Annotated in this window: 17 protein-coding genes and 1 pseudogene; 10 read left to right on the top strand and 8 right to left on the bottom strand. The window is 72.2% G+C overall.

The genetic code is table 11. From position 1 onward, the window contains the following. Positions 1–100: 100 nt before the first annotated feature. Positions 101–1918, top strand: coding sequence for an ATP-binding protein (locus tag VMS22_17945; GenBank protein ID HXJ35918.1), 1818 nt, complete (start codon positions 101–103; stop codon positions 1916–1918). Positions 1919–1927: 9 nt separating this feature from the next. Here the strand turns inward: VMS22_17945 and VMS22_17950 are convergent, their stop codons facing one another. Beyond that, on the bottom strand, positions 1928–2587 hold the full coding sequence (locus tag VMS22_17950; GenBank protein HXJ35919.1) for a response regulator transcription factor: 660 nt from the start codon (positions 2585–2587) through the stop codon (positions 1928–1930). A gap of 160 nt (positions 2588–2747) precedes the next feature. Between VMS22_17950 and VMS22_17955 the strand changes: the two genes are divergently transcribed. The 5 genes from VMS22_17955 to VMS22_17975 all read left to right on the top strand — a co-directional run bounded on the left by VMS22_17955 (position 2748) and on the right by VMS22_17975 (position 7976). Beyond that, positions 2748–4241 carry a hypothetical protein gene (locus VMS22_17955; protein ID HXJ35920.1) on the top strand — a complete coding sequence of 498 codons (1494 nt, stop codon included), beginning with the start codon at positions 2748–2750 and terminating at the stop codon, positions 4239–4241. Between the two features lie 119 nt (positions 4242–4360). Then, a complete protein-coding gene (locus VMS22_17960) occupies positions 4361–5194 on the top strand; it encodes a TIGR03619 family F420-dependent LLM class oxidoreductase (GenBank protein ID HXJ35921.1) in 834 nt (277 codons plus the stop codon). Then, positions 5191–5598, top strand: coding sequence for a DUF4079 family protein (locus VMS22_17965; GenBank protein HXJ35922.1), 408 nt, complete (start codon positions 5191–5193; stop codon positions 5596–5598). The genes VMS22_17960 and VMS22_17965 overlap by 4 nt, the downstream gene beginning before the upstream one ends. Before the next feature lie 48 nt (positions 5599–5646). Beyond that, complete coding sequence (locus VMS22_17970; GenBank protein ID HXJ35923.1) at positions 5647–6828, top strand: acyl-CoA dehydrogenase family protein; 1182 nt, start codon at positions 5647–5649, stop codon at positions 6826–6828. 5 nt (positions 6829–6833) lie between these two features. Continuing rightward, the gene (locus tag VMS22_17975; protein HXJ35924.1) at positions 6834–7976 is read left to right on the top strand and encodes an acyl-CoA dehydrogenase; all 1143 of its coding nucleotides are present in this window, start codon (positions 6834–6836) and stop codon (positions 7974–7976) included. Here the strand turns inward: VMS22_17975 and VMS22_17980 are convergent. After that, positions 7970–8116, bottom strand: coding sequence for a hypothetical protein (locus VMS22_17980; GenBank protein ID HXJ35925.1), 147 nt, complete (start codon positions 8114–8116; stop codon positions 7970–7972). The genes VMS22_17975 and VMS22_17980 overlap by 7 nt on opposite strands. Between VMS22_17980 and VMS22_17985 the strand changes: the two genes are divergently transcribed. From VMS22_17985 to VMS22_18000, 4 genes are all read left to right on the top strand, one after another. Beyond that, positions 8115–11810: an AAA family ATPase gene (locus tag VMS22_17985; GenBank protein ID HXJ35926.1), complete on the top strand. Its 3696-nt coding sequence runs from the start codon at positions 8115–8117 to the stop codon at positions 11808–11810. The genes VMS22_17980 and VMS22_17985 overlap by 2 nt on opposite strands. An 84-nt stretch (positions 11811–11894) precedes the next feature. Next, a complete protein-coding gene (locus VMS22_17990; protein HXJ35927.1) occupies positions 11895–12764 on the top strand; it encodes a Crp/Fnr family transcriptional regulator in 870 nt (289 codons plus the stop codon). Continuing rightward, the gene (locus VMS22_17995; protein HXJ35928.1) at positions 12694–13119 is read left to right on the top strand and encodes an NUDIX domain-containing protein; all 426 of its coding nucleotides are present in this window, start codon (positions 12694–12696) and stop codon (positions 13117–13119) included. Before VMS22_17990 ends, VMS22_17995 begins: the two co-directional genes overlap by 71 nt. Further along, entirely contained in the window at positions 13116–13979 is an 864-nt protein-coding gene (locus VMS22_18000) for a DUF882 domain-containing protein (protein ID HXJ35929.1), read from the top strand. The genes VMS22_17995 and VMS22_18000 overlap by 4 nt, the downstream gene beginning before the upstream one ends. 169 nt (positions 13980–14148) lie before the next feature. Here the strand turns inward: VMS22_18000 and VMS22_18005 are convergent, their stop codons facing one another. The 6 genes and pseudogenes from VMS22_18005 to VMS22_18030 form a co-directional block, all read right to left on the bottom strand. Next, positions 14149–15741 carry a tetratricopeptide repeat protein gene (locus tag VMS22_18005; protein ID HXJ35930.1) on the bottom strand — a complete coding sequence of 531 codons (1593 nt, stop codon included), beginning with the start codon at positions 15739–15741 and terminating at the stop codon, positions 14149–14151. Positions 15742–15766: 25 nt separating this feature from the next. After that, on the bottom strand, positions 15767–16429 hold the full coding sequence (locus tag VMS22_18010) for a TIGR00730 family Rossman fold protein (GenBank protein HXJ35931.1): 663 nt from the start codon (positions 16427–16429) through the stop codon (positions 15767–15769). A 50-nt stretch (positions 16430–16479) separates the two neighbouring features. Further along, positions 16480–17256 (bottom strand): annotated as a pseudogene (locus tag VMS22_18015) (glycine betaine ABC transporter substrate-binding protein). Then, the gene (locus VMS22_18020) at positions 17244–17849 is read right to left on the bottom strand and encodes an ABC transporter permease (protein HXJ35932.1); all 606 of its coding nucleotides are present in this window, start codon (positions 17847–17849) and stop codon (positions 17244–17246) included. The pseudogene VMS22_18015 and the gene VMS22_18020 overlap by 13 nt, the downstream one beginning before the upstream one ends. Then, the gene (locus VMS22_18025; protein HXJ35933.1) at positions 17846–18577 is read right to left on the bottom strand and encodes an ATP-binding cassette domain-containing protein; all 732 of its coding nucleotides are present in this window, start codon (positions 18575–18577) and stop codon (positions 17846–17848) included. The genes VMS22_18020 and VMS22_18025 overlap by 4 nt, the downstream gene beginning before the upstream one ends. Continuing rightward, complete coding sequence (locus VMS22_18030; protein ID HXJ35934.1) at positions 18574–19029, bottom strand: pyridoxamine 5'-phosphate oxidase family protein; 456 nt, start codon at positions 19027–19029, stop codon at positions 18574–18576. Before VMS22_18030 ends, VMS22_18025 begins: the two co-directional genes overlap by 4 nt. Positions 19030–19033 lie beyond the last annotated feature (4 nt).

Consider the following 19033-nt stretch of genomic DNA (forward strand, 5'->3'; position numbering starts at 1 on the left):
CGGCCTTGCGTCATGCGGCATGCGACATGGCCTTCGCCCGGCGCTCTCACACGCACCCGTCCGACTGGTGCGGTACGCGGCCTTTCGGTAGGACCGCGCCGTGCGGTGGCTCGTGGCGGTACTCGCCCTCGGCGCGACGGCTTGCGTGCCCGCGCTGCCGACCGACGTGCGGACCTTCGAGACGGCGCGCCGGCTCTTCAGCACCGCGGCGGCACCGCCCGCGCCGGACGCGGCGGGGTGGGAGGAGGTCCGGCTTCCCGAATACTGGGGCACGGCGGTACGCCGGCGCGCGATCGAGGGATGGTATCACGTCGCACTTCGCCTCGACGCGCCGCCCACGGAGATGTGGGCGGTCTATCTGCCGCGCGTCGGCCAGACCGGCGACGTGTGGGTGAACGGGGTGCTGGTCGGCGACGGCGGCACGTCGCAGAGCCCGCTGCCGCGCAACTGGCTCCGGCCGCAGCTCTTCTCGGTGCCGGATCGGCTGCTGCGCGCCGGCGACAACACGGTCGACGTGCACGTGCGGACCCACATCGGTGCGCCCGGCTACATGTCCCGGATCCTCGTCGCCCCCGAGCGCGCGCTGCGGCCGCAATACGAGTCGGTCCACTGGTGGCAGGTGAGCTTCGCGCAGATCGTCGCAGCGACGACGTTCACGATGGGGCTGCTTCTGCTCGTCGTGTCCGTCGGGCGTCACCTCGTCGGCACGCCGTGGCTCGCGGCGGGATTCATCGTGTGGTCGGGGTCGGCCGCCGACTCGTTCGTGCACTTCATTCCGGTGTCGGAGCATCTCTGGGAGTGGGCGACCGGCGTCACGCAGCTCTGGGCGACCATCCTGTTCGCGATCGGCTTCCAGCGCGGCCTCGGGCTCCGCTGGCTCGGGCGCGAGGCGGCCCTGCTCGCGCTCGGTGTGGTCGCGAGCCTCGTCGTCTTCCTGCTTCCGCCGATCCACGCCTTCTCGGGGATGCTCGTGACCACGATGATGGCGGTCGGCATGGCGATCTACATCACGCGCCTGCTCGTCCGGCAGGGGCGAGGCGACGGATGGGCGTGGCGGTACTTCCTGGTGCCGGCGGCGGTCGGCATCGGCTTCGGCGTGCACGACATCCTCGCGATCACGACCGGCCTCCGCTTCGCCGGCGTGCTGCTCTCGCCGTTCATCCCCGCTGTGGCGCTCGTCACCTCCGGCTGGGTGCTCCTCGCGCGCCTCGTCGAGACGCTGCACGAGACCGAAGCGCTCAATCGCGACCTCGAGCAGCGCGTCGCCGACAAGCACCGGGAGCTCGAGCGCAACTACGCGCGGCTGGCGGAGCTCGAGCGCGAGCGCGCGGTCGCCGACGAGCGCGAGCGCTTGATGCGCGACGTGCACGACGGCGTCGGCGGGCAGCTCGTCTCGACCCTCGCCCTGGTCGAGAGCGGCGAGTCTGCGCCGGACGACGTCGCGGAGTCGATCCGGGCCGCGCTCGAGGACCTGCGGCTCGTGATCGATTCGCTCGACCCGTCCGAGAACGACCTCCTGTCCGTGCTCGGCACGGTGCGCAGCCGTCTCGAGCCCCGCCTCGCGCGCTACGGGCTTCGCTTCGCCTGGCACGTGACCGATCTGCCGCCGATCCCCGGCTTCGGTCCCGAGATGGCGCTCCAGGCGATGCGCATCGTCCAGGAGGCGGTGACGAACGTCGTGAAGCACGCTCACGCCCGCACGGTCACGGTGAGCACCGGCGAGTGCGCGGCGCCGGACGGGCGCGCGGGCGTCTTCGTCGAGGTGCAGGACGACGGCTGCGGCGTCGTCGCGGGTGCGCCGCGCGGGCGCGGGCTCACGAACATGGCGCGCCGCGCGAGTCGACTCGGCGGGGCCGTCGACGTCCGCTCGGACGGCGCGGGTACGACGGTCCGGCTCTGGCTCCCCTGCGCGGCATAGCCGCGCGAGTCATTCGTCGAGCTTCACCAGCCCCATCGCGAGCGCCTCGTAGACGGCCTCGCCACGCGAGTGGACCTCGAGCTTGCGGTAGATGCCGCGCACGTGCGTCGTCACGGTGTGCGCCGAGACGCCGAGGAGGTTCGCGATCTCGGCGTAGCTGAAGCCCTTCACGATGAGGCTCAGCACCTCGTGCTCGCGATCGGAGAGCCGGGGCGTATCCGACTCCCCGGTCGCCGCCTCCGGCGCGGGACGGAACCGACGCAAGAGATAGCGCGCGATCGGCGGGCTGATCGGCGAGCCCCCCGCGATCATCTCGAGGATCGACGTGCCGATGTAGTCGGCGGTGCCGTCCTTCAAGAGGTAGCCCATCGCGCCCGCCTCGATGGCCGCCACGACGTGTTGCTCGTCGCCGAAGACGGTGATGACGAGGACGAGCGTGTCGGGGCTCTGGCGTCGTGCCTCGCGGATCAAGTCGACACCGTCGCCGTCGGGAAGCCCGAGGTCCGTGATCAGCACCTGGGGATGCTCGCGCGCGAACAGGCGCCGGGCCTCTTCGCACGACGCCGCCGCGCCGAGCAGGCGGAGCTGCGGGTGCCCTTCGATGGCACGGGCGAGGCGGCCGCGTGTGAGATCGTCATCCTCGACCAGGACCACGCCGTACTCGGCCACGAAACCAGCTAACCATTTCGGGCCCCGCGGTGACGAGGGGCGCGCCATCCCCAGTTCGTGTGAGGGCGTTTCGCTTACCGCCCCCCTATTCATGCGAGGGAGGCTCGTGTTACGCGGGGGGTGGGGAATGGTATCGGTGGCCAACAAGGGAGGAAGTTCAATGACTCGCATCGCAGGGAGACTGCTCGGGCTCGGGCTGGCCATGGTCATCGGCGGCACCGCCGCGTGGGGCGCGGTTGCGGGAACCGGGACCTTCGACATCGACACGAACGGCTTCCCGCCCGCCATCACCTTCGACGGCACGCTCAGCTTCGCCAACAATCCGCAGATGGTCGGGGGCAACGCCGTGAACCTCGGCACCTCGGTCGGAACGGTCCCATACAGCGGCAACGCGACGGTCAACGTGCAGGCCCTGCGCGCCACCTTCGACATCACCGCGACGGAGACCGGGTTCACCTTCATGGGCAACGGCCAGGCCGCGTGCACGAACTCGTGCCTCACGGGTACCGCCACGTTCGTCGGCAGGGGAACGACCGTCACCCAGGCAAGCCTGCCGGCGGGCTATACCTACACGTTCGACGGCACGATCGGGCTGCTCGCCGCCAGTGGCAACTTCGCGATCAACGCTTTCGCCGATCAGGCGACCGCCGCCGGCTCCAACGTCATGGTGACGAGTGGGCTCGACACCTTCGTCGACTCGGCGACGCTCGATCTGCGTTCCTTCCTGGCCGAGGCCGTGTTCTCGCTCGTGAACAACCCCGGCATCACCACCTTCCTCGGCGCGACCGTCGTGCCCGGGAACCTTCCGGCCGGCGTCGGGCTCATACCCGACGAGTCGATCTTCATCGACGTCGCGACCACCGCCGGCTTCTCGGGCCCCGTCGATCTGTGCGTCGCCTACACCGATGCCAACAACGACGGCATCGTCGACGGGACGTCGATCCAGGTCGTGCAGCTCCGACTCCTGCACCAGCTTGCCACCGGCGGCGACTTCATGGACGTCACGACCACGGCCGGCAACGGCAAGGTCTGCGGCCGGGTGACGAGCCTGTCGCCCTTCGTCGTCGCGGCCGGCCCGGTGCCGACCACGACCACGACGACCACCCTCGCGCCGACGACGACCACGACCACCACGACGACGCTGCCGCAGCTCCTGGCTGGCAAGAAGCTCCTCCTGAAGGACAAGGCCGGCAAGCCGCAGAAGCGGGCGCTCGCGCTCCTGGTGAAGGGCGCCATCGACCTCGGGGACGGCAACAACAGCCCCGACGACCCGACCCAGAACGGCGGCTCCCTGCGCGTCGTGTCGGGTCCGGGCGGCTTCGACAACACCTACGCCCTGCCGGCGAGCGGCTGGAAGTACCAGGGCAAGGGGCAGGAGAAGGGCTACAAGTTCAAAGGGAGCGGCGTGAAGTCGGTGATCGTCAAGCCCGGCAAGATGATCAGCGTCGCCGGCGCGGGATCGGCGCTCGGCCACTCGCTCACGAACAACCCCGCACCCGTGGGCATCGTCCTCGAGCTCGGCGGTCGCCAGTACTGCTCGCGCTTCGGCGGCACCGTGAAGTTCACCGCGGGCAAGAAGTTCCAGGCGACGAACGCGCCGGCCCCGAGCGCGTGCGGCTCGCCGAGCGGCGCCTTCATCGACCCGATCGACTAGCCCGACCGCAGACCGGGCCGCGCCATGACGGCGCGGCCCGGCCCACCCCTTCTCGGCGCTCCGGCGCGCGCCGCCTGTGATGCTTGACCGGCCCACGACGGGCTGCCAGCGTCCGCCGCATGCGGTTCGGTCTGTTCGGGGTCAACTTCGGAGCGTGCGCCGATCCGGAGGTGCAGCGCCGAGTGGTCGTGGCCGCGGAGGAGGTGGGCTTCGAGTCGGCGTGGACGGGCGAGCACGTAGCGCTGCCCGTCGAGGGCAATCCGGTCCCGACTCCGGCCGAGACGCCCTTTCTCGACTCGGTCGTCGCCCTCACGCGAGTGGCGGCGATGACGACGCGCATGCGGCTCGGCACCGGCATCCTCGTCCTCCCGCACCACAACCCGATCCTGGTTGCGAAGACGCTCGCGTCGCTCGACGTGCTCTCGGGCGGACGCGTCATCGCGGGCTTCGCAGCCGGCTACGCCGAGCCCGAGTTCCGGGCCCTCGGCGTACGGTTCGATCGCCGCGGCGCGATCACCGACGAGTACCTCCCGGCGATCCGTGCGCTGTGGACGGACAAGGTCCCACGCTTCCAGGGACGGTTCGCCCGCTTCGACGGCATTCGGTTCGAGCCGAAGCCGATCCAGAAGCCGCACCCGCCGATCGTCGTCGGCGGAACGGCGGCGCCGGCTCTGGCGCGCGCCGCACGCTTCGGCGACGGCTGGTACGGCTTCGCGCTCACGGTGGCGAAGACCGCCGCCATCGTCGCGGAGCTCCGGCGCCTTCGTCGCGAGGTCGGACGGGCGCACGAGCCGTTCGAGATCTCGCTCACGACCTTCGAGCCGCTCACCACCGAGCTCGTGGCCGAGGCGGAGCGCGCCGGCATCGATCGCCTGATCGCGTTCCCGATGGTGCCGGCCGCGGAGCTCGAGGCCGTCGTGCGGGAGCTGGGTCGCCGGTTGATCCGCTCGTGAAGACGATCCTCGTCTGGGTGCATCCCGTCCTGGGCCTCGTCGCGACCGCGCTCGCCACGCAGGGGGCGAGCCTCGCGCTGCGGGGACGGCGCCTCGGCCCGCGCGGCGAGCCGCTGCGCGCGCGGCATCGCGCGCTCATGCCGTGGGTGTACGCGCTCGTCCTCGCGAACTTCGGCGGGGGCGTCGTCAGCTGCTGGCTCTGGCGCGACGAGGAGGACCTCGCGACGAGCGGGCATTTCACGGTCGGCGGCGTGCTGGTCGTCCTGTTCACGCTGGGTGCGTTGCTCTCGCGCCGCATCGACACCGATCCACGGGCGCGCGCGCTGCATCCGTGGGTCGGCGCGGCGGCGCTGCTCGCCTGCGGGGTGCAGATCTTCCTCGGCCTGCAGATCGTCCCGCACTGAGCGCCGCCGTCCTTGCACGGGCGCCGCCGACCTACTAGCGTCGCCGGCATGGGGGAGCTCGATACGTTTCGCGAGGACACCCGCCGTTGGCTCGAGGCAAACGCCCCGGCGTCGATGCGCACGCCGCCGCGCGCCGCCGAGGACCTCTGCTGGGGCGGTCGCAAGGGCAAGTATCCCGACGACGTGCGGCGCTGGCTCGCCGTCATGGCCGAGCGCGGCTGGACGGCCCCGACCTGGCCGCGCGAATACGGCGGCGGCGGCCTCTCGAAGGACGAAGCCAAGATCCTCGCCGAGGAGATGGCGAAGCTCCGCATCCGCCCCGCGCTCATGGGCTTCGGCCTCACCATGATCGGACCGCTCCTGCTCCAGGCCGGCAACGAGGAGCAGAAGCGCGAGCACATCCCGAAGATCGTGCGCGGCGAGATCCGCTGGTGCCAGGGCTACTCCGAGCCCGGCGCCGGCTCGGACCTGGCCGGCCTCCAGACGCGCGCCGTGCGCGACGGCGACCACTTCGTCGTGAACGGGCAGAAGGTGTGGACGTCGTACGGCGAGAAGGCCGACTGGATGTTCCTGCTCGTACGCACGAACACCGAGAAGAAGCACGCGGGCATCAGCTTCCTCCTGATGGACATGGAGACGCCCGGGGTCGTCGCGCGGCCGATCAAGCTCATCAGCGGTGCATCGCCGTTCTGCGAGACGTTCCTCACCGACGTACGGGTGCCCGTCCGCAACGTCGTCGGCGAGATCGACCAGGGCTGGAACATCGCGAAGATGCTCCTGCGCTTCGAGCGCAACATGATCGCCGACGTGTTCAAGGAGCGCGACGACCGCTCGCGCGTGCTGCGGCTCGCCCGCAAGTACGTCGGGCCGCAGGAGGGCCAGCTCCGCGATCCCGTCCTGCGCGACCAGATCACGCAGGTCGAGCTCGACCAGCTCGCACTCGACCTCACGCTCTCACGCTCGCGCGACCGGCTGAAGGCCGGGCAGCCGCCGGGACCCGAGACGTCCATCTTCAAGCTCTACGGCACCGAGCTGAACCAGCGGCGACGCGAGCTCATGATCGCGCTCGCGGGCCCGCAGGGCCTCGGCTGGGAGGGACCCGGCTTCAGCGAGGACGAGCTCACGATGACGCGCGACTGGCTGCGCTCGCGCGGCAACACGATCGAGGGCGGCACCTCGGAGATCCAGCTGAACATCATCGCCAAGCAGGTGCTTGGCCTTCCGGACTGACGCGCATGGCCCTGGTGCGAACCGAAGAGCAGGAGATCCTTGCGCGCACCGCGCGCGAGTTCGTCACGAGCCGCTCGCCGCTGCGGCGCGTGCGCGAGCTGCGCGAGGATCCGGTCGGCTTCTCGCGCGAGCTGTGGACCGCGATGGCCGAGCTCGGATGGCTCGGCATCGTCGTCCCGGAGCAGTATGGCGGCGCCGGCCTCGGCTGGGCCGAGCTCGCCGTCGTCATGGAGGAGGTCGGGCGCGGCCTCATGCCCGAGCCGCTCGTCGGCACGGTGCTGCTCGGCGCGACGGCGCTCCTGCTCGGCGGCTCCGAGGCGCAGAAGCAGGCGCACCTCCCTCCGCTCGTCGGCGGTGAGCGTCTGTTCGCGGTCGGCTACCAGGAGGCGGGAAGCCGCTACGACGTCGCGCGCGTCGCGACGCGGGCCGAGCGCGCCGGCGGTGGCTGGAAGCTGACGGGCGAGAAGATCCAGGTGCTCGACGGCCAGGTCGCGGACTGGCTCGTGATCTCCGCCCGCAGCGCGGGCGAGGCGACGGACGCGAGCGGGGTCACGCTCTTCCTCGTTCCGAAGGGTGCTCCCGGGCTGCGCGTCGAGCGACAGTGGCGCGTCGACTCCCGGCCCGCCGCCGGCGTGCGGCTGGAGGGCGTCGCGGTCGGGGCCGACGCCGTGCTCGGCGGCGAAGGGCAGGGGGCGGCGCTCCTCGGCCGCGTCCTCGACCGCGCCACGATCGGCCTCGCCGCCGACATGCTGGGCGGGATGAGCGCGACCTTCGAGATGACCCTCGACTACCTGAAGACGCGCAAGCAGTTCGGCGTCCCGATCGGCTCGTTCCAGGCCCTGAAGCATCGCGCCGCGCGCATGTTCATCGAGACCGAGCTCGCGCGTTCGGTCGTCATGGCGGCGGCGCAGGCCGCCGACGCGGCCGGCGGCGACGCCCAGGTCGCGCGCCTCGCCTCGGTGGCGAAGGCGCGGGCGGCCGACGCGTACAACCTCATCGCCGCCGAGGGCGTGCAGATGCACGGCGGCATCGGCATGACCGACGAGCACGACGTGGGCCTGTACTTCAAGCGGGCGCGCGGATCCGACATCCAGTTCGGCGACGCGACGTTCCATCGCGATCGGGTCGCGCACCTCGACGGCTACTGATCGCCCGCGCGGACGATCTCGCCTGCAAAATTGCAGGCGCGCGACGCGGCGTCCGCCCTGTCGTCGCGGATGCTGTATGCAATGTTCTGATTGACGGCGCGGGGCACGACGAGTACCTCTCGATCGTCGAGCGAGACCATGCGCGAGACGACCCACGCCGCCCGCCTGCCGCGTGCGCCAGGTGTCGCCGCGGTCTCGTCCCCGGAGGACGAGGGCCGCATGGAGGGCGAGCGCCTGCTGCTCGTCGAGGACGAGGCCGACGCCGCCCGCCACATCGATCGTGCCTTCTCGGCGGCCGGATTCGTCGTCCACCGAGTCCCGACCGGCGAGCAGGGTCTCGAGTACCTCGCCGCGCACCCGGTCGCGGGCGTCGTCCTCGACCATCGCCTGCCGCTCGCCGACGGCCTGCAGACGCTGCGCCGCATCCGCGAGCGCCGCATCACGATCCCGGTCGTGATGATCTCGAGCGCGGGATCGATCGACGTCGCGGTCGAGGCCATCAAGGCGGATGCCTTCGACTTCGTCGAGAAGCACGACGGCTATCTGCCGCGGCTGGTCGCCCGGATGTGCGACGCGATCCGCGACGCGCGCCGGAGCGCCGAGCGCCGCGTCGTGCGGGCCGTCAGCGTCGGACGCGCGGCCGAGCGCCGGCTCCTCGCCGACGAGCTGATGCGCGCGTCCCGCGGCGAGGGCCGGGTGGTACTCGTCACCGGAGACGACGGCATCGGCAAGACGACGCTGGCGCTCGAGGCCGAGCGGCTCGCGCGCGACGCCGGAGCGGTGGTGCTCTGGGGGCGCTGCCCCGAGACGGGCGGGGCGCCCGCCTACTGGCCCTGGACCCAGGTGCTGCGAGGCTACGAACGGGTGGTGGGTCCCGATCGTCTCCGTGATGCGCTAGGACCCGTGGCGCGGGTGCTCGCCCGGCGGCCGGCCGACGAAGCGGCTCCGGCGACGGGCCCGGAGCACGTTCCCTTCCAGCTCCTGGACGGCGTGACGCAGTGTCTGCGGGCTGCGGCCCAGGACCATCCGCTCCTGCTCGTGCTCGACGACCTGCACCACGCCGACGTGGAATCGCTCCAGCTCCTGCGCTTCCTCGCGGGCGGGATTCGCGACGCCGCCATGCTCGTCGTCGGAACCCATCGCGACACCCCGATGCGCAAGGGGCTGGTCGAGCTCGGCCGCGAGCCGTTCACCACCGTCGTGCCGCTCGCCGGCTTCAGCGAAGCGGAGGTGCGAGCCTACATCGTCGAGGCGACCGCCGTCGTGCCGACCGAGGGACTGGTGCGGGCAGTCCACGAGAAGACCGAGGGACATCCCCTCTTCGTCGCCGACGTCGTGCGGGCGCTCGCCGGCGATGGTCGCCTGGCGGTCGATCCCGCGGGCCAGCGCATTCGTCTCGCCATTCCCGAGACACGGCGCCACGCCATCGACGATCGGCTGGGCCGCGTGTCACCCCCGTGTCGCCGCGTGCTGGGGACGGCCGCCGTGATCGGTCGCGAGTTCGACCTGGCGCTTCTCGAGCGGATCGCAAGGAGCGGCGAGGCGTCCCCGGCAATCGACGAGGCGGCCGAGGCGGGGCTCGTCGTCGGCGTCGACGACGAGCCGGGCGCGTACCGCTTCTCGCACGTCCTCATCCGCGACGTGCTCTACGACGACCTGCCGGCCGACGCGCGCGCCCGGCTGCACGCGCGCATCGCGCGGGCGCTCGAGGTGGCATCCTCGCCCGGCGCCGAGCCACCGCTCGCAGCGATCGCGCACCACTACTTCGAAGCCGCGACCGGGTCCGACGACGTGCTGACCGCGATCGAGTACGCGGCCCTCGCGGGCGAGCGCGCCGGCGCCCTCATGGCGCACGAGGAAGCGGCGCGCCACTACGAGCAGGCGCTGCGCGCCGCCGAGCGGGCCCGCTCGATCCCGCCGGGCCTCGTCGAGCGCCTGCTCGCGAAGCTCGCCGATGCGCGCTGGCGGGCGGGGGAGCTGGCGGACGCGCGCGCGGTCGGGAGGCGCCTGCTGCGCCTCGCCAAGGAGAGCGGCGACGCGTCGGCCGTCGCCGCGGCGGCGCTCACGTTCGCCGGACGCCTGCCCGGTCTCGGGGTGATCGTCTGCGACGACGAGGTGGTCGCGGAGCTCGAGCACGCGCTCACCGGGCTGCCACCCACCGCTACCGCCCTTCGTTCCATGCTGACGGCGCGGCTCGCCGAGGAGCTCACCTATTCGCCGCGCCGGACGGCCGATCGTGCGCTGGCGCCGAAGGCCATCACGCTGGCGCGCGCCCTGGACGAGCCCGCCGTGCTCGCGACGGTGCTGCGGACGACCCAGTGGTCCGTCTGGACGCCGGACGACGTCGAGCGCCGCCGCCAGCTGGCCGAGGAGATCGTCTCGCTCGCCGGGCAGACGGACGATCCCACGCTGGCCCTCGACGGCGAGCTGCTCCGCTTCTGGAGCGCGCTCGAGCACGGCGAGATGGACGTGGCGCGCCGACAGCTCGCCGTCGTCGGCCGCCTCGCGAGCCGCCTGAACCTTCCCTACTACGCGTGGATCACGGCCGCGGCGCGCGCCACCTTCCTCATCGGCGCCGGCCGGCTCGACGAGGCCGATCGCGTCGCGGACGAGACCCTCGGCGCGGGGGATCCGACGACCAATCCAACGGTTCCGCTGTTCGTCGGCGCGCAGCGCTATCACATCGCGTGGCACCGCGGACGGTTCGACGAGGTGGCCCGCTGGCTCACGGGCGTCCTCGACGAGTTCCCGATCCTCGCCTCCGCGATCGAGTGCTCGCTCGTCATCACCTACGCCGAAGCCGGCCAGCGCGAGTTCGCGCAGGCGAAGCTCCGGCAGTTCGCGGCCGACGACTTCGCGGGCGTGCCGCGCAATGCCATGTGGCTCATGAACATGTCGAGCCTGGCCGAAGCGTGTGCGGCTCTGGGGGACGTCGACGCGGCCAGAGGGCTGTACGCCCAGCTCGCTCCCTTCGCACGGTACAACGTCATGCTCCTGCTCACGTGGGTCGGGGCGCCGGTCTCGCACTACATGGCGGGGCTCGCGGCCCTGCTCGGCGACGGTGCGGCTGCCCGACGTCACTACGACGATGCCCTGTTGATGGAAGCGCGAACCGGCACGCGGCACTGGCAGGCGCGCACGCAGCTCGCGTACGCGCGGCTCCTGCGCGCCTCCGGCTCAGCCGCCGACCGCGAGCGCGCCGACGCGCTCGTCGCTGCGGCGTGCGCGACCGCGAAGGAGCTCCGGCTGCAACCGGTTCTCGATGCGGTGGCGACCCTGGGCGCGGTGGCAGGTCCGCCGGTGGCCGACGGTCACTGTCTCTTCCGGCGTCGCGGCGACGTGTGGGACGTCGGCTACCTGAGGATCATGACGACCGTGCACCACCGCGTGGGGATGGAGTACCTGCGGCGGCTGTTCGAGAACGCCGACCGATCCATTCCGGCGATCGAGCTGGCGAGCGGCGGCGAGGGCGTCCTGATCGAGTCCGACGGCGGCTACGTGGTCGATGGCAGGGCGGTGGCGGAAGCGCTGGGTCGTCTGGATCGCGTCAACGACGAGATCGCCGCCTGCGAGCGGGGCGAGATCATGGCGTGCATCGATGCTCTGCACACAGAGCGGGAGCGCCTGGAGCAGTACGTCCAGGACCAGGGCCGGACGGCGGTGTCCGCTTCGGAGCGGGCCCGCACCGCAGTGACCAAGGCGATCGATCGCGCCATCGCCGACATCAAGGCCGTCCACGAGCCCCTGGGCCGGCACCTCGAGATCCACGTACGGACCGGCCGCTATCCGCGATACGTGACCGACCCGGTGGCCCCCCTGACGTTCGACCTGTAGCCCGCCCGGGCGGGGCGGTGACACGTCGTGCCGCCCCGGGTCACGCCTTCGGGGTAGAGGGGAACCGCCCCGCAAGGAGGCGACATGCGAACGCGTACGAACGGTGAGGCGCGCGAGCGCCTACGCCAGCTACTGTATCAGCACGCCCGCCGGCTCGGGCTCACGAACACCGCGGTCGAGACGCTGGGCCGCACGGCCAGCCTCGACCGCTGGGACGCCGGCGACCGGATCGTCGCGCGCGAGGACGGCCACGACCTCGTGTCGTTCCTGGTGATCGGCGCGGTGAAGATCGTGTGCCCCGGCCCGCGCAACGCACAGGTCGCCGTCTGCTTCGGCGCGCCCGGACAGGTCATCGCCACCGGGTGGCTCTTCGATGACCGGCCGGTGCGGCGGGAGTTCGAGATCATCGCGCACGACGAGCTGGGGACGACCGTCGCGTCGTGGAGCCAGAACGTCCTGACCGAGGTCATGGCATCGCTGCCGCCCTCGCAGGCGCTGCAGCTCATGTCCTACGGCTGGCGCGCCTTCTCGAGCTTGCTGCGCGAGAAGTGCCACCTCCTCGGCCTCTCGCTTCGCGATCGGGTGCTGCTCACGCTGATCGCGCTCGCGCGCGACTTCGGCATCGCGCACCGCGACGGGGTGCTCGTCAACCTGCGCCTCACGCACGCCGACGTGGCGAGCATGGCCGTCGGCAGCCGGGCCAACGTGACGCGGGCGATCGAGGAGCTGCGCGGCGAAGGCCTGGTCGCGTGCGAGCCTCGCCGCCTGGTGGTGACCCGCCGGGGGCTGACCGCGCTCCGATCGAGCGAGGCGTCGCAGTCCGCGGCGCCCGCCCGGCCGGCCGCGTCTGGCGAAATGCGCCGCCGCCCCGTAGAGTCGATGCATGGTGATCCGGCCGGGGGTGGCGGCGGTGATCGTGACGGCGGACGGTGTCCTGCTCCAACGGCGGGATGACAACGGGAGGTGGGGGCTCCCCGGTGGCGGGGTCGAGCCGGGCGAGTCCGTGCGCACCGCCATCATCCGCGAGGTGCACGAGGAGACCGGCCTCGACGTCGAGCCGCTGCGCCTGATCGGCGTCTACTCCGATCCGGTGAACCATCAGGTGATCACGTACCCCGACGGCAACGTGATCCACTACGTGAGCTCCGTGTTCGAGTGCGCCATCCGCGGCGGCGCGCTCGCCTGCGGCGCCGAATCGCTCGAGCTCGGCTTCTTCCCGCTCGACTCGCTCCCCGCGGACACGCTGCCGATCTCGCGCATCCGCATCGCGGACGCGATCACGGGGCGGGTGGAAGCGTTCATCCGATGATGCTCGCGGTCCTCGCCGTCGCAACCACGCTGGCGGCGCCGCGGTTCTTCCTCGAGGGCGACGGCACGCTCGCGCTCACGAGCGCACACTCGGGCGACAAGGCGACCGTGCGCTACCGCCGCGCCGACGGCAGCTACGACCCGGACGCGCTCGCGCAGATCCGTCGCGTGCTGCGATCGCGCGACGGCGCCGAGGGCGACGTGGCGCTGCGGCTCGTGGAGCTCCTCGGCCATGTCTACGTGATGCGCGGCAAGGTGCCGCTGACGATCGTCTCGGGCTATCGGAGCCCCGACTACAACGAGGCCATCCGCGCTCGCGGCGCCCGCGCCGCGAGCGAGTCGCTGCACACCGAAGGTCTCGCGGCGGACGTCGCGTTTCCGGGAAAGCAGCTCCGGCCCCTGTGGATGCAGATCCGCTCCCTCGACTGCTGCGGCGCCGGCTACTATCAGTCCGAAGGGTTCCTGCACCTCGACGTGGGGCGGCCGCGTTTCTGGGAGCCGGCGACGTCCAAGGTCGAGCAGCATCTCTCGGCCGGCAACGCGCTCGTGTTCGCGCGCACCGAGTTCGATCGCTATGCGACCGGCGAGACGATCATCGTCGAGCTGCACGCCATGACGGCCCCGCCCGTCCTCATCGCAAAGGACGCCGTGCTCGCCGGGGGCACGGGCGAGACCAAGGTGCGGGTCGAGGCCGATCTGCCCGAGCGCGAAGGCTGCTGGGACGTCGCCGAGCGCGGCGTCCGCATGCGCGTCGTCGGCGCGCCGGCGGCGGCGCGCGGGCGGCTCACGCTGCGGACGTGTACGCCGCGCGTCGAGAAGACGCCGGAGACCGTGGCGACGAACCCGATCGAAGTGCGGTAGGCGGCGAGGCCGCGGCGTCGGTGCCGCGAGGTCGGGGGCACGGCTTCGGCTTCGGCTCCGCCGCGCGGGAAGACATACGTTGCGTCACGGCCCGGCATCTCGTCGCGCCGCTTCGCAGGCGCCTCCGCGGTGCCCCCGACCTCGCGATGCTGCACTTCGGTAGCGTCCCCTACAGGACGGACGCTTGGAGCTTGACGTCGGCGCGGGTCCAGGCGCGCTGGAAGCGCGCGTCGACCTCGGCGGCTTCGGCGGTCTTGCCCTCTTTGCGAAGGGTGGCGGCGAGGCCGTACAGGGCCCAGCCGTTGTCGGGGTTGCGGCGGAGGTCCTCGCGGTAGACGGCTTCGGCCTCGGCGAGCTTGCCGTCGCGGAGCAGGAGCGCGCCCAGGCGGTGACGTACCGGGGCGTACCACGCGGGCGGCTCGGTGTAGGGGAGCTTGTCCTCCAGGCGGACGGCTTCCTCGAGCGTGCGGATGGCTTCGTCGGTCCGGCCGCGGCGCGCGGCGATCTCGCCGGCGAGGATCGTCGCGGCGAGGCGCAGATGCTCTCTGGCGGGCTGGTTGTCGCCGATGATGCGGTCGCCGGGTATGGCGTCGACGATGGTGGCCAGCTCCGCGTGCGCGGCGTCGGCCTCGGGGAGCTTGCCGGTCGCGGCGAGCGCGAGGCCGCGCCCGTGGAGCCACATGCCGCGCCAGAAGGCGAGATCGTCGGGCGGCGCCGGCACCGCCAGCACCTGGTCCCACTTGCCGAAGCGAACGAACGTGACGATCAGCGTCGGCGCGAAGTACTCCATCGCCGGCATCTCGCGCACCATCGCCGGGTCGAGATGTCCGTCGAGCTTCTGCGCTGCCACCGTCGCCTCGGCGGTCCGGCCCTCCATGCTCGCGGCCGACCACATGAAATGGATGTTGTGGGGGTAGTACATCATCGGGTAGACGCCCTCGGGCGCGCCGGCCGCGATGTATTTCTCGTCGACGGCGATCGCGCGCCGGTTCGTCTCGGTCGCGTCCTGATAGCGGCCGACCCGCATGTAGATGTGCGACGGCATGTGCACGATGTGGCCAGCGCCGGGCATGGTGGCGGCGACCGTGTCGGCGGCGCGGAGCGCACGCTCGGGGTTCCCCGAGGCCTCGACCGCATGGATGTAGTAGTGGTTCGCGCCCGGATGCCCCGGCCAGCGCTTGAGCGCGCCCTCGAGGGTCTCGACGATCTCGAGCGTGCCGGGCTGTGGCTTGCCGTCGAGCGTCCACAGGTCCCACGGGCGCAGCACCATCAACGACTCGGCGAACATCACCTGCGCGTCGGGGTCGTCCGGGTAGCGCCGCGCCACGTCGCGCATCGCGTTCGCGTAGGCGACGTCGAGCGCCTTGCGGTCCGTCCCGACCTCGGGCTTTGCGTAGCGCTTGGCGAGCGCCGCGATGTAGGCGCGCTCGCGCGGCGACGTCTTGCCGGCTCGTGCCACCGCTTCGGCGACCGTCGAGCGCGCCGCGCGCGCACGCTCGGAGTCGATCGGCAGATTGTAGTTCGGGCCGAGCGCGAGCGCCTTGCCCCAGTAGGCCATGGCGCAGCCGGGGTCGAGGCGCGACGCCTGCTCGAACGACCGCACCGCCTCGTCGTGGTTGAACGCATAGACGTAGCGGACGCCCTGATCGACGTAGTCCTGCGCCTTCGCGGAGCACCTCGTGACCGGGAAGTGGAGCGAGCCGAGGTCGTCGGCGAGCGGCACGGTCGGCTCGTCGGCCGCGTGGGCCGCCGTCGCCAGCACGACGACCGCCAGGAACGACGTGCGCCTACGTCTCGCTCGGACGGAGCCACGGGCGCGGGAGCGCCGGCGGCGTCCAGTCGCGCAGCCGATCGAGCAGGCGTCCGGGATCGTCATCGACCAGGAGCATAGCCGCGTTCTCGGGAGCGACGAAACCGGCCGCGACGCCGTCGGCGAGCAGGCGGCGCAGCCCGGTCCAGTAGCCGTCGACGTCGAGCGCGCCGACCGGCTTTGCGTGCACGCCGAGCTGCGTCCACGTCAGCATCTCCATCAGCTCCTCGAACGTGCCGAGCCCGCCCGGCAGCGCGACGAAGCCGCCCGCGAGCGCTGCCATCGTCTCCTTGCGCTCGTGCATGCTCTCGACGATCCGCAGCTCCGTGCAGCCGCCGTGCGCGATCTCCTTGGTGGCGAGCGGGCGCGGGATGACGCCGATCACCTCGCCGCCGCCGGCGAGCATCGCGTCGGCGAGGATCCCCATGAGCCCGATCGCGCCGCCGCCATAGACGAGGCCGATCCGCCGGCGCAGCAGCTCGCCGGCGAGCGCACGTGCCGCACCGGCGTAGGCCGGGAGCGCACCGACCGACGATCCGCAGAAGACGCACAGGCGCTGCACGGGCCGCTCGATGCCAGGCCGCGCCCAGCGTCGCAAGCAGCGCCAGGAGCGGGCGGTGCCGGGTGCTGGCTCCGCCACGCCCGCACCACCGCGCCCACGTCCTGGTGCTCGCCGTCGACGGCGTAGTTGAGCCGCCGCATGGTGGCGGCGTCGAGCGTGCCGCCGAGGCGGGAGAGGGCGTCGCGGAGCTGCGGGTGGCGCTGGAGGGTGTCGGTGCGGACGACGGGCGCCGCCTCGTAGGGGGGGAAGGCGTGGCGGTCGTCGGCCAGCACCCGCAGCTTCATCGACTCGATGAGGCCGTCGGTCGCGCTCCCGACCCCGAGGTCCACCTGCCGCTCGCCGAGCGCGCGATAGAGAAGCCCCAGGTCCATGGTGCGGATCTCCTTGAACGCGAGGCCGTAGACGCGCTCGAGTGCAGGGTAGCCGTCGGGGCGCGTCTGGAACTCGTAGCCGAAACCGGCGCGCCAGCCGCGGGCGACCGGGACCGCTTCCGAGATCGTGCGCGGCGCTTCGTCGCCCCGCACGACCAGCGCGAACGTGTTGTCGAAGCCGAGCGGCGGCAGCCATTCGAGTCCCGCCGGCGCGTACGCTGCCGCGACGCGCTCGCGCACGCGGGCTGGATCGGTGTCGGGCGGGTCCTTCAGGACGGCCGTGAGGGCCGTGCCGGTGTATTCGACGTACGTGTCGAGCTCGCCTGAGCGCAGGGCCGCGTCGCACACGAACGTGCCGCCGAGGTCGAAGCGCCGCGTGACCGGAATGCCGGCTGCCTCGGCCGTTTGCGCGACCAGCTCGCCCAGCACGCGCTGCTCGGTGAAGTTCTTCGCGCCGACGACGATGCCGTCGGGACGGCCGCACGCGGCGACCGTCACGACCAGCGCTGCGAGCCACCACCTCAACGCGGCCACCGCAGGCGCCGCTCGACGCCGCCGAGGAGCGCGTCGGCCCCGAGCGCGAGCAGGGCCGCCGGGACGGCGCCCGCGAGCAGGCGGCGGTTGTCGAGCGAGGCGAGGCCGCTGAAGACGAGGACGCCGAGACCGCCGGCCCCGATCGGCGCCGCGATGGTGGCGAGCCCGACGCCGATCACGGTCGCCGTGCGCACGCCCGCCAGGATGACGCTCGTCGCGAGCGGCAGCTCGACCCGGCGCAGGAGCTGCGTGCTCGTCATGCCCATGCCGACCGCCGCCTCGCGAATGGCGGGATCGACGCCGGCGATTCCGACCACCGTGTTCCGCAGGATCGGCAGGATGGCGTACAGCGTGAGAGCGACCAGCGCCGTGCGCGTCCCGATGCCGAAGAAGGGAAGCGGGATGAGGAGGCCGAAGAGCGCCAGGCTCGGAATCGTCTGCACGACGTTGGCGGCGCCGAGGACCAGGCGCTGCCACGCCGGGCGCCGCGTGAGGAGGATGCCGAGCGGGACCGCGAGCGCCGTCGCCAGCGCGACCGAGACGACCACCAGGACGACGTGCTGCGCGGTCGCCTGCGCGATCTCGGCCGTCATAGGCCGCTCGCCTCCTTCAGCGCGCGGAGCACCGGCAGATCGCTCGCGCCGACCTCGGCCGCGCCGAGGCAGACGACCACGCGCCCGCGGTCGACGACCGCGACGCGATCCGCCACCCGCGTGGCCTCGCGGAGATCGTGCGTCACGAAGAGCGCCGTCTTGCGCAGGCGCCGCTGCAGGGCGTGGAACTCGCCCTGCAGCGCCCAACGCGTCACCGGGTCGAGGGCGCCGAAGGGCTCGTCGAGGAGGACGAGAGGTGGGTCGGCCGCGAGCGCGCGTGCGACGCCGACGCGCTGGCGCTGGCCGCCCGAGAGCTCGTGCGGGTAGCGAAGGCCGTACTCCGCGCGCGGCAGCCCGACCAGCTCCAGCATCTCCTCGCAGCGCGCGTCGATGCGGGCGTCCTCCCAGCCGGCCAGGACCGGGCCGAGGGCGACGTTCTCCGCCACGGTCATGTGCGGAAAGAGCCCGACCTCCTGGATGACGTAGCCGGTCCCGCGACGGAGCGCGATCGGATCCCATTCGGTCGTCGTGCGCCCGGCGACGCGCACGGCGCCTGCGCTCGGCAGGCGGAGCGCGTTCACGAGCTTCAGCGCCGTCGTCTTGCCGCTGCCGCTCGGGCCGATGAGCGCCATCGACTCGCCCTCGCGTACCTCGAGCGAGAAGCCCTCGAGGATCGTGGCGCCGCTCGGCGACCGCGCCCCGACGTCGTCGAAGGCGACGAAGCTCACGATCGCTCGGGCGCCCGCATGGCGTACACCCGCGTGAGGGCGACCTCGATCGTCACCACCTTGCGCGGCGCCCCGCTCCGCCCGCCGCGTGCGTCGCGCAGGCTGTCGGGCACCTCGCGCGCCCGCCCGTACACGATCGCGACCGCGCCGTCCTTCCAGGTGGTGAACGCGACGCGGGGATTGCCCCGCAGATCGGCGCGGCGGACGGTGTTCTCGTAGATCACCACGCGCAGCGTCGTTCCATCGATCTCGGAATGAACGGGCGCGATGTGCGGCTGGCCGTTCGGACCGACGGTCGTCATCGCCATCATGCGTGCGGCGCGCCAGAACTCGACCAGCTCGGCGGCCGTCATCTGACGCTCGGGATAGGCGACCGAGTCGGCGACGGCCGGCGAGGCGGTGCGCACGCTGCGGTCGATGAGGGCCTGGAGCGCGCCCAAGTCCGATGCCATGCCC

The organism is Candidatus Eisenbacteria bacterium (assembly GCA_035577985.1).
GTDB lineage: Bacteria > Desulfobacterota > Binatia > DP-6 > DP-6 > DATJZY01.

Bases quoted from the DNA above. Each gene is read 5' to 3' on its own strand.
- VMS22_17955 (HXJ35920.1), top strand. From the start codon at position 2,748: ATGACTCGCATCGCAGGGAGACTGCTCGGGCTCGGGCTGGCCATGGTC.
- VMS22_17960 (HXJ35921.1), top strand. From the start codon at position 4,361: ATGCGGTTCGGTCTGTTCGGGGTCAACTTCGGAGCGTGCGCCGATCCG.
- VMS22_17970 (HXJ35923.1), top strand. From the start codon at position 5,647: ATGGGGGAGCTCGATACGTTTCGCGAGGACACCCGCCGTTGGCTCGAG.
- VMS22_17975 (HXJ35924.1), top strand. From the start codon at position 6,834: ATGGCCCTGGTGCGAACCGAAGAGCAGGAGATCCTTGCGCGCACCGCG.
- VMS22_17985 (HXJ35926.1), top strand. From the start codon at position 8,115: ATGCGCGAGACGACCCACGCCGCCCGCCTGCCGCGTGCGCCAGGTGTC.
- VMS22_17980 (HXJ35925.1), bottom strand. From the start codon at position 8,116: ATGGTCTCGCTCGACGATCGAGAGGTACTCGTCGTGCCCCGCGCCGTC.
- VMS22_17990 (HXJ35927.1), top strand. From the start codon at position 11,895: ATGCGAACGCGTACGAACGGTGAGGCGCGCGAGCGCCTACGCCAGCTA.
- VMS22_17995 (HXJ35928.1), top strand. From the start codon at position 12,694: ATGGTGATCCGGCCGGGGGTGGCGGCGGTGATCGTGACGGCGGACGGT.
- VMS22_18000 (HXJ35929.1), top strand. From the start codon at position 13,116: ATGATGCTCGCGGTCCTCGCCGTCGCAACCACGCTGGCGGCGCCGCGG.
- VMS22_18020 (HXJ35932.1), bottom strand. From the start codon at position 17,849: ATGACGGCCGAGATCGCGCAGGCGACCGCGCAGCACGTCGTCCTGGTG.
- VMS22_18030 (HXJ35934.1), bottom strand. From the start codon at position 19,029: ATGGCATCGGACTTGGGCGCGCTCCAGGCCCTCATCGACCGCAGCGTG.